We start from the raw sequence: 14,476 nt of genomic DNA on the forward strand, positions 1-14,476 counted from the left end.
AGGCGTTAAATGGTAAACGCGTCTTGCAGGAGTTTTTCCTGCTGCTCGGCGTGCATCGATGCGTAACCACAAGCAGGTGCAGCAGAAGCCTCACGGCCCGCGTACTCAAGTACGAGAGACTTGTCGAGGTTCCCGATGCTGCGACGCAAGTGGTGCTGGCTGCAGTACCAGGCGCCCTGGTTCATCGGCTCTTCCTGACACCAAACGGCATTTTTGACGTTGGTGTATGGAGCCAGGACTTCTTTCAAGTCGTCCTCAGGGAATGGGTACAGCTGCTCGATACGCACGATGGCGATATCTTCACGGCCTTCGGCACGGCGTTTTTCCAGCAGGTCGTAGTAGACCTTGCCGCTACACAGAACAACGCGCTCGACCTTTTTCGGGTCCAGTGCATCGATTTCCGGGATCACGGTCTGGAACGAACCTTCGGCCAGATCTTCCAGGGTCGAGATGGCCAGCTTGTGGCGCAGCAGCGACTTCGGCGTCAGCACGATCAGCGGCTTGCGCAGCGGACGAATTACCTGACGACGCAGCAAGTGGTAGATCTGTGCTGGCGTAGTCGGGACGGCGACCTGAATGTTGTGCTCGGCGCACAGTTGCAGGTAACGCTCAAGACGTGCCGAGCTGTGCTCAGGGCCCTGACCTTCGTAACCGTGTGGCAGCAACATGGTCAGACCGCAGAGACGGCCCCACTTGTGCTCGCCGCTGGTGATGAACTGGTCGATTACAACCTGTGCACCGTTGGCGAAGTCGCCGAACTGGGCTTCCCAGATCACCAGCGCATCCGGCGTGGTGGTCGAGTAACCGTATTCGAATGCCAGTACCGCTTCTTCCGACAGGAACGAGTCGTACAGGTCAAAACGCGGCTGACCGTCGTACAGGTGCTGCAGCGGAATGTAGGTGCCTGCGTCTTTCTGGTTGTGCAACACAGCGTGACGGTGCGAGAACGTACCGCGGCCGATGTCCTGACCAGTCATGCGGATCGGGTGACCTTCGAACGCCAGGGTCGCGTACGCCATGGTTTCGGCGTAACCCCAGTTGATCGGCAGGCCGCCGGCTTGCATTTTCTGACGGTCTTCGTAGATCTTCGCGACCTGACGCTGAACCACGAAGCCTTCCGGAATTTCCAGCAGCTTGGCGGACAGTTCTTGCAGGGTCTTCAGATCAAAGCGAGTGTCGTGACGCGCAGTCCAGGCGTGGCCCAGATACGGACGCCAGTCCACGAACAGCTCTTTGTTCGGCTCTTTGACCAGCGATTTCACTACGTGCAGACCGTTGTCCAGCGCGTTGCGGTATTCGTCGACCTTGGCCTGAACACGCTCAGCGTCCAGCACACCGCCCTGGGTCAGACGATCAGCGTACAGCTCACGAGTGGTGCGCTGTTTGGTGATCTGCTGATACATCAGAGGCTGGGTGCCGCTTGGCTCGTCGGCCTCGTTGTGGCCGCGACGACGGTAGCAGACCAGATCGATCACCACGTCACGCTTGAACTGCATGCGGTAGTCGATGGCCAACTGGGTCACGAACAACACGGCTTCCGGATCATCACCATTCACATGGAGGATCGGCGCCTGGATCATCTTGGCAACGTCGGTGGCGTACTCGGTGGAACGCGAGTCCAGCGGGTTGCTGATGGTGAAACCGACCTGGTTGTTGATCACGATGTGCACGGTACCGCCGGTCTTGAAACCGCGGGTCTGCGACATCTGGAAGGTTTCCATGACCACGCCCTGACCTGCGAATGCAGCGTCACCGTGGATGGAGATCGGCAGAACCTTCTCACCAGTCGGGTCGTTACGACGATCCTGACGGGCGCGAACCGAACCTTCGACCACCGGGGAAACGATTTCCAGGTGGGACGGGTTGAACGCCATGGCCAGGTGAACTTCACCGCCGGCGGTCATCACGTTGGACGAGAAGCCCTGGTGGTATTTAACGTCACCGGAACCCAGCTCGACCTTCTTCTTGCCTTCGAACTCGTCGAACAGCTCGCGCGGGTTCTTGCCGAAGGTGTTGACCAGCACGTTCAGACGGCCACGGTGGGCCATGCCGATGACGACTTCCTTGGTGCCGTAGGAACCGGAACGCTGGATCAGTTCGTCGAGCATCGGAATCAGGCTTTCGCCGCCTTCCAGACCGAAACGCTTGGTGCCCGGGTATTTGGTGCCCAGGTATTTTTCCAGGCCTTCACCGGCGGTCACGCGCTCAAGCAGGTGGCTCTTGATGTCGGCGGAGTACGTCGGACGACCACGCACGCTTTCCAGACGCTGCTGGAACCACTGGCGCTGCTCGGAATCGGTGATGTGCGTAAATTCAGCGCCGATGGTGCGGCAATATGTCTGCTGCAACGCTTCGTGAATTTCGCGTAGGCTCGCTTCCTCTTTGCCGATGAACAGGTCGCCGGCACGGAAGGTCGTATCAAGATCGGCATTGGTCAAGCCGTAATGATTGATCGACAGGTCTGCAGGTGCAGGACGCTGCCACAGCCCCAGCGGGTCAAGCTGGGCTGCCTGGTGGCCACGCATACGGTAGGCCTGGATCAATCGCAGCACTTCAACTTGCTTCTTCTCGTGCTCACTGCTCACGCTGCCGGCGGAAACCGGTTGAGCGCGGCGCTGGTTCTTTGCCAGCAGCACGAAATGATCGCGAATTGTCGAGTGCGAAACATCAGTGGCAGAGTTGCCGTCGGCAGGCAACTTCTGAAAGTAGGTGCGCCACTCTTCTGGCACAGCGTTAGGGTCGTGCAGGTAGAGCTCATAAAGCTCTTCCACATAGGCAGCGTTTCCACCTGAAAGGTAGGCGCTGTTCCACATGCGCTGCATCACGCTTTCTTGCATGCTTGGTCACCCTCGGTTAGGGGAACACCATCGATGTCGACACCGAGCAAACTTGCAGAAGTCCGAATGCAGCGACTAAAACAAGCCACTTAGGATCACACTGATAGTCCGGGTACCAGCCCGGATGCCCCTGCTTGTCTCATTTCTTCAAAATAAGAGCCGCAGCTTATGGCTACTGCTCTGGTTATAGCCATGACGCGGGTTGAAGCCCGCGCCACAGCCTCTACGGTGCAGCGGTTACAGCAGCTGAATCACACGCCGCTCGAAAGCAGCATGTTACGGATGTGACCGATGGCCTTAGTCGGGTTCAGGCCTTTCGGACATACGTTGACGCAGTTCATGATGCCCCGGCAGCGGAAGACGCTGAACGGGTCATCGAGCGAAGCCAGACGCTCGTTGGTCTTGGTGTCACGGCTGTCTGCGAGGAAGCGATAAGCTTGCAGCAGTGCAGCTGGACCCAGGAACTTGTCCGGATTCCACCAGAAGGACGGGCAAGAGGTCGAGCAGCAAGCGCACAGGATGCACTCGTACAGACCGTCGAGCTTTTCGCGCTCTTCCGGCGACTGCAGACGCTCGATGGCCGGAGCCGGCGTGTCGTTCTGCAGGTAAGGCTTCACCTTCTCGTATTGCTTGTAGAAGATGCTCATATCGACGACCAGGTCACGGATAACCGGCAAACCTGGCAGTGGACGAACAACCAACTTGTTACCTTTTACAACCGCAGACAGCGGCGTGATGCACGCCAGACCGTTCTTGCCGTTGATGTTCATGCCGTCGGAACCACAAACGCCTTCACGGCAAGAGCGACGATAGGAGAAACCTTCGTCCTGCTCTTTGATCAGGGCCAGTACGTCCAGCACCATCAGATCTTTACCACCGGTATCGATCTGGAATTCCTGCATGAACGGCGCGGCGTCCTGATCAGGGTTGTAACGATAAACGCTGACTTGCAACATGGCGGCCACCCTTAATAAGTCCGAATCTTAGGTTCAAAAGTCGGAACAGTCTTCGGCGAGAAGTTCACGGCACGCTTGGTGACGCGCTTGTCACCCGGGAAGTACAGGGTGTGGCACAGCCAGTTTTCGTCGTCACGGTCTTCGAAGTCTTCGCGGGCGTGAGCACCGCGCGACTCTTTGCGGACTTCAGCGGCGATGGCGGTAGCTTCAGCCACTTCCAGCAGGTTTTGCAGTTCCAGCGCTTCGATACGAGCAGTGTTGAACGCCTGCGACTTATCGTTGATTTTCACGTTGGCGATGCGGGTACGCAGGTCAGCAAGCTGAGCGATACCTTTCTGCATGTATTCGCCGGTACGGAATACACCGAAGTAGTTCTGCATGCAGTTTTGCAGTTCGCGACGCAGGGTAGCCACGTCTTCGCCATCAGTACGGCTGTTCAGCGCGTTCAAACGCGACAAGGCAGCTTCGATGTCGGCTTCGGTAGCGTCGTCGTATTCGATGCCGTCGGTCAGAGCTTTTTCCAGGTGCAGGCCGGCAGCGCGGCCGAAGACCACCAGGTCGAGCAGCGAGTTGCCGCCCAGTCGGTTGGCACCGTGAACCGATACGCAAGCCACTTCGCCCACAGCGAACAGACCAGGGATGATCTTGTCGACGCCTTCAGCGTCCTGGGTGATCGCCTGGCCATGAATATTGGTGGCAACGCCGCCCATCATATAGTGGCAAGTCGGAACAACCGGAACCGGAGCAACAACCGGGTCAACGTGTGCGAAAGTCTTCGACAGTTCGCAGATGCCTGGCAGACGGCTGTGCAGCACTTCCTCGCCCAGGTGGTCGAGTTTGAGCAGTACGTGGTCGCCATTCGGACCGCAACCGTTGCCGGCGATGATTTCTTTAACCATCGAGCGAGCAACCACGTCACGACCGGCAAGGTCTTTGGCGTTCGGAGCATAACGCTCCATGAAACGCTCGCCGTGCTTGTTGATCAGGTAACCACCTTCACCACGGCAACCTTCTGTAACCAGTACACCGGCGCCGGCGATGCCGGTCGGGTGGAACTGCCACATTTCGATGTCTTGTACCGGCACGCCAGCACGCAGAGCCATGCCGACGCCGTCACCGGTGTTGATCAGGGCGTTGGTGGTGGAAGCGTAGATACGACCTGCACCGCCGGTAGCCAGTACGGTGGCCTTGGCGCGGATGTAGGTGGTTTCGCCGGTTTCAATGCAGATCGCGATCACACCGACGAAGTCGCCTTCCTGGTTTTTCACCAGGTCGACAGCGTAGTACTCGTTCAGGAACGTGGTACCGGCTTTCAGGTTGCCCTGATAAAGGGTGTGCAGCAGCGCGTGACCGGTACGGTCGGAAGCGGCGCACGTACGGGCAGCCTGCCCGCCTTTGCCGTAGTCCTTGGACTGACCACCGAACGGACGCTGGTAGATACGGCCCTGTTCGGTACGCGAGAACGGCATGCCCATGTGGTCCAGCTCATAAACAGCAGCCGGGCCTTCCTGACACATGTATTCGATAGCGTCCTGGTCACCGATGTAGTCGGAACCCTTGACGGTATCGTACATGTGCCAGCGCCAGTCATCGTTCGGGTCAGCGGACGCGATTGCGCACGTGATGCCGCCCTGAGCCGATACAGTGTGCGAACGGGTCGGGAAAACCTTGGTGATCACGGCAGTCTTGTGACCGCCCTGTGCCAGTTGCAGCGCAGCGCGCATGCCGGCACCGCCACCACCAATAATGATGGCGTCGAAAGAAATCGTTGGAATGTTAGCCATGACTCAGATACCCCAGAGAATCTGCACACCCCAGACGAAGTAAGCGAACATCGCAACGCCGCATACTGCCTGGAAAAGGAAACGTATAGCCGTCGCGGACTTGCCGAACGCCATTGGCGTCAGGTAGTCAGTCGCGATGGTCCACATGCCGACCCAGGCGTGAGCGCCGAGAGCAACAAGGGCCAGGAGGCTGAAAATACGCATCCCGTTGTGGGCGAACAGGTCATGCCACTGGGCATACTCGAGGCCAGGGTGGGCCACGACGTATCCGATCAGAAAGATGAAGTAAGCCGCGAGAACGACCGCAGACACACGTTGCGCCATCCAGTCATAGAGGCCCGAACGCGACAGGTTCGTGACGTTAGTTACCATATCCAAACTCCTGCCAGAACGATTACCACCACGGAAACGGCGATAACGATTTTCGAGCCCAGTTTGCCGCCTTCCAGCGTCTCACCGATGCCCATGTCCATGATCAAATGGCGCACACCGGCTACCAGGTGATACAGCAGAGCGGACAGGATGCCCCAAATCACTAGCTTGGCTAGCGGACTGGTCAGACACGCTTTCACCTGACCGAAGCCTTCCTCGGAGCTCAGCGACTTGTCCAATGCATAAAGCATGATGGCAAGGCACACGAAGAGGATGACACCGGAGATACGGTGAAGAATGGACGTGTAAGCAGTGACTGGGAGTTTGATGGTCCTTAGGTCTAGGTTTACAGGTCGTTGGCTTTTCACGGCTTTTTTTTCACACTGAAGAGCCCCTAACAATCAGGGCAAAGTTGTTGGGGAGTGCACTGGTCAGGTAACCACCACCCAGGGATGCGACCCCCAATGAAAGCAAGCCCAAAAGCCCTTGGCGGTCGGTGGCCGAGTATAGACAGTTAGGCTACTAATGACAACGCAATCACCTACCCCAAATAGCTGATTGCACAAGTCGTATAAAAGGCGTAAATGGCAGTCAATTTCGAGGAAAAAGTGCGCTTAAAGCCTTCTGGAGCAAGACTTTAGGCAAATTGACATTCGAATTTATCTCACTATAGTGGTGCGGGCCCTGCGTGGGGGGTCTGTCTGATGGTTCAAGCATAAATAGGAGGCCACATGGCTGACAAAAAAGCGCAGTTGATCATCGAGGGCGCAGCCCCCGTCGAGCTGCCCATTTTAACCGGCACCGTTGGTCCCGATGTAATCGATGTTCGGGGCCTGACGGCCACGGGCCGCTTCACTTTCGACCCGGGTTTCATGTCGACCGCCTCGTGCGAATCGAAGATCACCTATATCGACGGCGACAACGGCATTCTGTTGCACCGCGGCTACCCGATCGAACAGCTGGCTGAAAAATCGGACTACCTGGAAACCTGCTACCTGCTGCTCAACGGCGAACTGCCGACCGCAGAACAGAAGGCCCAGTTCGTCAGCACCGTGAAAAACCACACCATGGTTCACGAGCAGCTGAAAACCTTCTTCAACGGTTTCCGTCGCGACGCCCATCCAATGGCCGTCATGTGCGGTGTAGTCGGCGCCCTCTCGGCCTTCTACCACGACTCCCTCGACATCAATAACCCGCAGCATCGCGAAATCTCCGCGATCCGTCTGGTTGCCAAGATGCCGACCCTGGCAGCGATGGTTTACAAGTACTCCATGGGCCAACCCATGATGTACCCGCGCAACGACCTGACGTACGCGGAAAACTTCCTGCACATGATGTTCAACACCCCGTGCGAGATCAAACCGATCAGCCCGGTGCTCGCCAAGGCCATGGACCGGATCTTCATCCTCCATGCCGACCACGAGCAGAACGCTTCGACCTCCACCGTGCGACTGGCCGGTTCTTCGGGTGCCAACCCGTTCGCCTGTATCGCCGCCGGTATCGCCGCACTGTGGGGCCCTGCCCACGGCGGCGCGAACGAAGCCGTTTTGACCATGCTTGACGAAATTGGCGATGTTTCGAACATCGACAAGTTCATCGCCAAGGCCAAGGACAAGAACGATCCGTTCAAACTGATGGGCTTCGGTCACCGCGTTTACAAGAACCGCGACCCTCGCGCGACTGTCATGAAGCAGACCTGCGACGAAGTACTGAAGGAACTGGGCATCAACAACGATCCGCAACTCGAACTGGCCATGCGCCTGGAAGAGATCGCGCTGACCGACCCGTACTTCATCGAACGCTCGCTGTACCCGAACGTCGACTTCTACTCGGGGATCATCCTCAAGGCGATCGGCATTCCGACCAGCATGTTCACGGTGATTTTCGCGCTGGCACGTACTGTTGGCTGGATCTCCCACTGGAAAGAAATGCTCTCCAGCCCGTACAAGATTGGCCGTCCGCGCCAGTTGTACACTGGTTACGAGTCGCGTGATATTTCCAAGCTGGAAGACCGCAAATAAGACCTGTCTTGCGATGAAGTCTTAGTTTTACCGGGAACGGCCTCTATTTATATAGGGGCCGTTTTTGTTTGTGTGGTCTCAGCGGCCTGTGGGCCGACTGGTTTTGGGTATTGGGTTTATATCCGTTTCTTCGGGTCCTGCCGCTGGCGGTTTCGCTCTTACAGCGACTCACTTTTCCAAACGCCGAAAAGTAAGCAAAAGGCTTTGCCCCTGGCGTACGGCACTTCGCTGAGGCTCAGTGTTCCCTCGCTACGGTGTCCATCCGGGGGCATCGCCTACGGTTTGCTTCGCTGCACCTCCTCTCGATGTATGCGGCTTCGCCGCACGGCGCTGCGCGCCTCCCCCCGGATGAACACCTACGCTCGGCCTGCCGATGGGGCAAAAGATCAAAAGCCGAAGCCAAAGCCAGATCAAGATCACAAGCCAGATCAAGAGCCCCTCACCCTAGCCCTCTCCCGGAGGGAGAGGGGACTGATTGAGGTGTTTGGGAGAGCTACGCCGACGTGCGATACCGCGTTGAACTCAGGTTTTGAAAAGCCCACAAATCGGCTCCCTCTCCCTCGGGAGAGGGCTGGGGTGAGGGGCAAATCCACCACAAATCCAAAGCCGACCACCCGCTCTTCACCACTCAATAGGCCGAGTGGCAGCTCGCCTGCTCTTGATCTTGATCCACCAGCGACGTCGGAAGGCTGAGTGGAGGGATTGATCCGGGCGTGGGAGCGCAGCGACCGTTTGGCGAAGCCAAACACAGCGAGAGGAGGTGCAGCGAAGCAAACCGTAGGCGCTGCGCCCGGATCGATCCCGCAACGAAGGAACCCCGAGCCCCAGCGAGCGGGCCGCACGTAGGAGCAAGCGTTTTTTGATTACTTTTTTTGGCGTTTGAAAAAAAGTGAGTCGCCGTCAGGGCGAAACCCTAAGCCGCCGCTACCGCAGCAACGGATATGTACACGATCCACACAAAAAACACAGCCCGCCCGATAACCGCCCACAAAAAATGCCCCGATCTCTCAACCGGGGCATTCGGCACAACATTACAAAACCATCAAACAATCAATGCGAAACCGCCCCACTCGCCCCCAACCCAGTCTGCGAACGCACAAACTGCGGGAAGAACAGCGCACGTTCTTTGTCAGCCGCCGCCGACTTGTCAGTAATCGAGAAGAACCAGATCCCCACAAAAGCAATGATCATCGAAAACAGCGCCGGATACTCGTAAGGGAAGATCGCCTTCTCATGATGCAGAATCTGCACCCAGATGGTCGGCCCAAGCACCATCAAACCAACGGCACTGACCAGCCCCAACCAGCCGCCAATCATCGCACCACGAGTGGTCAGCTTCTTCCAGTACATCGAAAGCAGCAGTACCGGGAAGTTACAGCTCGCCGCGATCGAGAACGCCAGGCCCACCATGAACGCAATGTTCTGGCTTTCGAACAGGATGCCCAAGCCAATCGCCAGCACTGCCAAGGCAATGGTGGTGATCTTCGAGACACGAATCTCGTCCTTCTCGTTCGCCTTGCCCTTCTTGATCACACTGGCATACAGGTCGTGAGAAACCGCCGAAGCACCGGCCAGCGTCAGGCCTGCCACAACCGCCAGAATGGTCGCGAACGCCACCGCCGAGATAAAGCCGAGGAAGATACTGCCACCGACCGCGTTGGCCAGGTGCACCGCCGCCATGTTGTTGCCGCCCAACAGCGCGCCAGCAGCATCTTTGAAGGCCGGGTTGGTGCTGACCAGCAGGATCGCGCCGAAGCCGATGATGAAGGTCAGGATGTAGAAGTAGCCGATGAAGCCAGTGGCGTAGAGCACGCTCTTACGTGCTTCTTTTGCGTCACTTACGGTGAAGAAGCGCATCAGAATGTGTGGCAGGCCAGCGGTACCGAACATCAGCGCCAGACCCAGCGAGAAGGCCGAAATCGGATCCTTGACCAGACCGCCCGGGCTCATGATCGCTTCGCCTTTGGCGTGAACCTTGATCGCCTCGGAGAACAGCGTGTTGAAGTCGAAGCCTACGTGCTTCATCACCATCAACGCCATGAACGAGGCACCGGACAGCAACAGCACGGCCTTGATGATCTGCACCCAAGTGGTCGCCAGCATGCCGCCGAACAACACGTACATGCACATCAGCACACCGACCAGAATCACCGCGACGTGGTAGTCCAGACCGAACAACAGCTGGATCAACTTGCCGGCACCGACCATTTGCGCGATCAGGTAGAACGCCACCACCACCAGCGAACCGCAGGCCGACAGCGTGCGGATCTGGGTTTGCCCGAGGCGGTAGGACGCCACGTCGGCAAAGGTGTATTTACCCAGGTTACGCAGACGCTCGGCGATCAGGAACAGGATGATCGGCCAGCCCACCAGGAAGCCGATCGAGTAGATCAGGCCATCGTAGCCGGAGGTGAACACCAGCGCGGAAATCCCCAAGAAGGACGCTGCCGACATGTAGTCACCGGCAATCGCCAGACCGTTCTGGAAACCGGTGATCTTGCCGCCGGCCGCATAGTAGTCGGCCGCCGAGTTGTTTTTCTTCGAGGCCCAGTAGGTGATGTACAACGTCGCGCCAACGAAGGCGACGAACATCAGGATCGCTGGAATGTTCAGTGGCTGTTTGGCCACTTCACCCGTCAACGCGTCAGCCGCCCAGACACTCGGCGCGAAAGCGGCAACACTCAATAAAGCCAGTAGACGCCGGATCATTGCTGAGCCTCCTTGAGAATCGCATTGTTCAGGTCGTCAAACTCGCCATTGGCGCGGCGCACGTAGATACCGGTGAGGATGAATGCCGAAAGAATCAGCCCGACACCGATCGGGATGCCCCAGGTAATGGATGATTCAGGACTGATCTTCGCGCCCAGAATATGCGGCCCGTATGCGATCAGCAGAATGAATGCGGAGTAAAGCCCGAGCATGATTGCCGAGAGAATCCAGGCGAATCGTTCCCTTTTCTGAACCAGCTCCTTGAATCGGGGACTGTTTTGAATCGAGAGGTAAATGCTGTCGTTCATTGTTTTTATCCTCGCAGCACAGATTATTGTTGGAACATAGCTAATGTATGCGGCTGCGGGAGCGGTAACAGACGACCTTAGTAGTAGAACGCCATGACACTTTTGCCAATTTCCGGTACACACAAAACAACTGTGGGAGCGAGCTTGCTCGCGAAAGCGTCGGATCAGTCGATATTTGCATCAACTGACAGATCGCATTCGCGAGCAAGCTCGCTCCCACAGGTTCAGGCGGTGAAGCGGTTATTTGGTCCAGTCAGCCACGCGATCCGGGTGCTTGGCGACCCAATCTTTCGCCGCTGCTTCAGGTTTGGCACCGTCCTGAATCGCCAGCATCACTTCGCCGATCTCGTCTTTCGACGCCCACTGGAAGTTCTTCAGGAACTTGGCCACTTCCGGTGCTTTGGTCGCCAGCTCTTTGCTGCCTATGCTGTTTACGGTTTCAGCCGCGCCATACACGCCTTTCGGGTCGTCGAGGAAGCGCAGTTTCCACTTGGCGAACATCCAGTGCGGCACCCAACCGGTGACGGCGATGGATTCGTTTTTCTTCTCGGCACGGGTCAGCTCGGCAATCATGCCAGCGCCGGAACTGGCCTTGAGCGAGTACTTGTCGAGGCCATAATCCTTGATCGCCTGGTCGGTCTTGAGCATCACGCCTGAACCGGCGTCGATGCCGACGATGCGGTTTTTGAAGGTGTCATCGGTTTTCAGGTCTTCGATCGACTTGGCTTTCACATACTCCGGCACGATCAGGCCGATTTTCGCATCCTTGAAGTTCGGGCCGTAATCGACGACCAGATCCTTGTTCTTCGTCCAGTATTCGCCGTGGGTCACGGGCAGCCAGGCCGAGAGCATGGCGTCGAGTTTGCCGGTGGCCACGCCCTGCCACATGATCCCGGTGGCGACGGCTTGCAGTTTCACGTCGTAGCCGAGTTTCTGCTTGATCACTTCGGCGGCCACGTGGGTGGTCGCGACGCTGTCGGACCAGCCGTCAACGTAACCGATGTTCAGGGTCTGTTTTTCTGCACTGGCGAACGTGGAACTCATCGCAAGCACCAGAGCAGCACTTGCGCCTAAAAGTCGTCGCATCTTCATCGTTACTTCCCCGAAATGCTGCGCCCGACGGATGACGGGCGGCGTCAACGTATTGTTATGGTGCACGGCGCCCCCATCACGCCTGACCGCAAACTCGTTAGAACATCAGCGGAGTACTGACACTTCGATCATCGACCTGACGACAATAGCGACCTGCTCTGCCAGCGACCTCAAGACAGCGAGAAACGACATCACAAGGCCATTAATGGCGTCTGAATATTTGACGCCAGACAATCCGCCCGAACTTTGCATGGGCAAATCATGCGAGCCACCAACCCCTCTATAAATGCAGGTAACATGCGTCGCTTTGCAGCCACTCGGCCTGACCATGTCCGCGACTTCCCGCTTTCCCTTTCTGCCGTATCTTTTCGCCTGCCTGCTTGGGCTGTTTGCCCTCGGGGGCTTCTGGTACGGCCTCGGCCAACCGGTGATCCTGCCGGACGCTGCGACCCCGACGCATAAATTGCAGTGCGCCTCCTATACCCCATTCGATAAAGATCAGTCGCCGTTCGACGTGCCGTTCAAGCTGCGCCCGGAACGCATGGACGCCGACCTCGCATTGCTGGCGACTCGCTTTGAGTGCATTCGTACCTATTCGATGACGGGCCTGGAGGCGTTGCCGGATCTGGCGCGCAAACATGGCCTGAAATTGATGATCGGCGCTTGGGTCAACAGCAACCCGGTGGACACCGAGAAAGAAGTCGATCTGCTGATCAAATCGGCCAATGCCAACCCGGACGTGGTCAGCGCGGTGATCGTCGGCAACGAAGCCTTGCTGCGCAAGGAAGTCACCGGCGCGCAACTGGCGAAGCTGATCAATAAGGTCAAAAGCCAGGTCAAGCAACCGGTGACGTACGCCGATGTCTGGGAGTTCTGGCTCAAGCATCCGGAAGTCGCGCCAGCGGTGGATTTCCTGACCATCCATTTGCTGCCGTACTGGGAAGATGATCCGTCGAACATCGACGTCGCCCTGCAACACGTCGCGGATGTGCGCCAAGTGTTCGGCAATAAATTTGCGCCGAAAGACGTGATGATCGGCGAAACCGGCTGGCCGAGCGAAGGCCGCCAGCGTGAGACCGCCCTGCCGAGCCGGGTCAACGAGGCCAAGTTCATTCGTGGTTTTGTCGCAATGGCCGAGAAGGAAGGCTGGCATTACAACCTGATCGAAGCGTTTGACCAGCCGTGGAAGCGCGGCAGTGAAGGTGCGGTTGGCGGGTATTGGGGCTTGTTCGACGCCGATCGTCAGGACAAAGGTGTGCTGGCCGGGCCGGTGACCAACGTGCCGTTCTGGAAGGAATGGCTGGCGGTCGGCGGGTTGATTTTCCTTGGTACACTGATCCTTGGCGGTCGCGCTCGTACGACACGCTCGGCGCTGGTGTTGCCGCTACTTGGCGCCCTCGCCGCTTGTTCGATTGGCGCTTGGGGTGATCTGACGCGGGTGACCACGCGGTTTGCCAGTGAGTGGCTGTGGGTCGGTTTGCTGACCGCGTTGAACCTGTTGGTGTTGGCGCATGCGGCGCTGACGCTGAGTGCTCGCACTGGCTGGCGTCAACGGGCGTTCAATCTGCTGGAACGTCGCGCTGGCTGGCTGGTCGCGGCGGCAGGTTTTGCCGCTGCGGTGATGATGCTCGAGATGGTCTTCGATCCGCGTTATCGCAGCTTTGCGAGCATGGCATTTGTGCTGCCGGCGCTGGTTTATCTGTGCCGCCCGGTGAGCGTGCCGCGTCGCGAGATTGCGTTGCTGACGTTTATTGTCGGTGCGGGGATTGCACCGCAGTTGTATCAGGAAGGGTTGCAGAATCAGCAGGCGTGGGGGTGGGCGTTGGTGAGTGGCTTGATGGTGGCTGCGTTGTGGCGCTGCCTGCGCGTTCGCAAGGGCTGATTTTCAGCGAGGCTAAAGACCTCTTCGCGAGCAAGCTCGCTCCCACAGGAGAATGCATTCCAAATGTGGGAGCGAGCTTGCTCGCGAAGACTGATTGTCAGGCGCTGGGAGTCGCTCTGACCAAACGCAACCCGGCAATCACCAACGCAAACACCGCCAGCGTGGTGTTGTACAACGCCAGTGCCGGCGCCCCAAACACCAGCGCCAACACCGCCAGCCACCACCCTGCCCGCCCGGGCACGACAAAACCGATCAGCGCCGCGCCGAGCGCCGTCCAGCCCAATACCTTGAAGTGAATCATCAACCCAAGGTTCGAACGCACCTGGCATTCCCAGCGACTGGCCTCATCCACGCAGATACCGACCCACTGCCCGTCCTCCATAAAGCCATAACGCGCGCCATAACTGGCAGCCAGCCACAACGGCAACAGAACAAGCAGCACAATCACGGGCAAGCGGCGGGACATGAAGCACTCCAATCATGAGAAATCGGCGGCCAGCTTAATCTGCCGTCAT

The 14,476-nt window shown here is 58.0% G+C and carries 11 protein-coding genes; 2 read left to right on the plus strand and 9 right to left on the minus strand.

Going from position 1 to position 14,476, the window contains the following annotated elements; all coding sequences use genetic code 11:
- Positions 1–5: 5 nt before the first annotated feature.
- From HUW52_RS22825 to sdhC, 5 genes are all read right to left on the minus strand, one after another.
- Positions 6–2,837 carry a 2-oxoglutarate dehydrogenase E1 component gene (locus tag HUW52_RS22825; protein ID WP_016987865.1) on the minus strand — a complete coding sequence of 944 codons (2,832 nt, stop codon included), beginning with the start codon at positions 2,835–2,837 and terminating at the stop codon, positions 6–8.
- Between the two features lie 251 nt (positions 2,838–3,088).
- Positions 3,089–3,793: a succinate dehydrogenase iron-sulfur subunit gene (locus HUW52_RS22830; protein ID WP_008077942.1), complete on the minus strand. Its 705-nt coding sequence runs from the start codon at positions 3,791–3,793 to the stop codon at positions 3,089–3,091.
- A gap of 11 nt (positions 3,794–3,804) precedes the next feature.
- A complete protein-coding gene (gene sdhA, locus HUW52_RS22835) occupies positions 3,805–5,577 on the minus strand; it encodes a succinate dehydrogenase flavoprotein subunit (RefSeq protein WP_008077944.1) in 1,773 nt (590 codons plus the stop codon).
- A gap of 3 nt (positions 5,578–5,580) precedes the next feature.
- Complete coding sequence (gene sdhD, locus HUW52_RS22840) at positions 5,581–5,949, minus strand: succinate dehydrogenase, hydrophobic membrane anchor protein (protein WP_016987864.1); 369 nt, start codon at positions 5,947–5,949, stop codon at positions 5,581–5,583.
- On the minus strand, positions 5,943–6,317 hold the full coding sequence (gene sdhC, locus HUW52_RS22845) for a succinate dehydrogenase, cytochrome b556 subunit (protein ID WP_016773673.1): 375 nt from the start codon (positions 6,315–6,317) through the stop codon (positions 5,943–5,945). Before sdhC ends, sdhD begins: the two co-directional genes overlap by 7 nt.
- Before the next feature lie 363 nt (positions 6,318–6,680).
- On the opposite strand from sdhC, the gene gltA reads away from it, so the two are divergent.
- Positions 6,681–7,970: a citrate synthase gene (gltA, locus tag HUW52_RS22850; protein WP_007919904.1), complete on the plus strand. Its 1,290-nt coding sequence runs from the start codon at positions 6,681–6,683 to the stop codon at positions 7,968–7,970.
- Between the two features lie 1,050 nt (positions 7,971–9,020).
- On the opposite strand, the gene HUW52_RS22855 is transcribed toward gltA, so the two are convergent.
- The 3 genes from HUW52_RS22855 to HUW52_RS22865 all read right to left on the minus strand — a co-directional run bounded on the left by HUW52_RS22855 (position 9,021) and on the right by HUW52_RS22865 (position 12,079).
- Positions 9,021–10,679 carry a cation acetate symporter gene (locus tag HUW52_RS22855; RefSeq protein WP_122600285.1) on the minus strand — a complete coding sequence of 553 codons (1,659 nt, stop codon included), beginning with the start codon at positions 10,677–10,679 and terminating at the stop codon, positions 9,021–9,023.
- Positions 10,676–10,987, minus strand: coding sequence for a DUF485 domain-containing protein (locus HUW52_RS22860; RefSeq protein WP_016987516.1), 312 nt, complete (start codon positions 10,985–10,987; stop codon positions 10,676–10,678). The genes HUW52_RS22855 and HUW52_RS22860 overlap by 4 nt, the downstream gene beginning before the upstream one ends.
- Positions 10,988–11,227: 240 nt before the next feature.
- On the minus strand, positions 11,228–12,079 hold the full coding sequence (locus HUW52_RS22865) for a glycine betaine ABC transporter substrate-binding protein (RefSeq protein ID WP_034151546.1): 852 nt from the start codon (positions 12,077–12,079) through the stop codon (positions 11,228–11,230).
- 286 nt (positions 12,080–12,365) lie between these two features.
- Between HUW52_RS22865 and HUW52_RS22870 the strand changes: the two genes are divergently transcribed.
- Positions 12,366–13,961, plus strand: coding sequence for a beta (1-6) glucans synthase (locus HUW52_RS22870; RefSeq protein WP_175554972.1), 1,596 nt, complete (start codon positions 12,366–12,368; stop codon positions 13,959–13,961).
- Positions 13,962–14,058: 97 nt separating this feature from the next.
- Here HUW52_RS22870 and HUW52_RS22875 read toward each other — a convergent pair whose 3' ends face one another.
- On the minus strand, positions 14,059–14,427 hold the full coding sequence (locus HUW52_RS22875) for a hypothetical protein (RefSeq protein ID WP_175554973.1): 369 nt from the start codon (positions 14,425–14,427) through the stop codon (positions 14,059–14,061).
- Positions 14,428–14,476 lie beyond the last annotated feature (49 nt).

This window comes from Pseudomonas sp. 43A (genome assembly GCF_013363935.1).
Taxonomy (GTDB): domain Bacteria; phylum Pseudomonadota; class Gammaproteobacteria; order Pseudomonadales; family Pseudomonadaceae; genus Aquipseudomonas; species Aquipseudomonas crudilactis.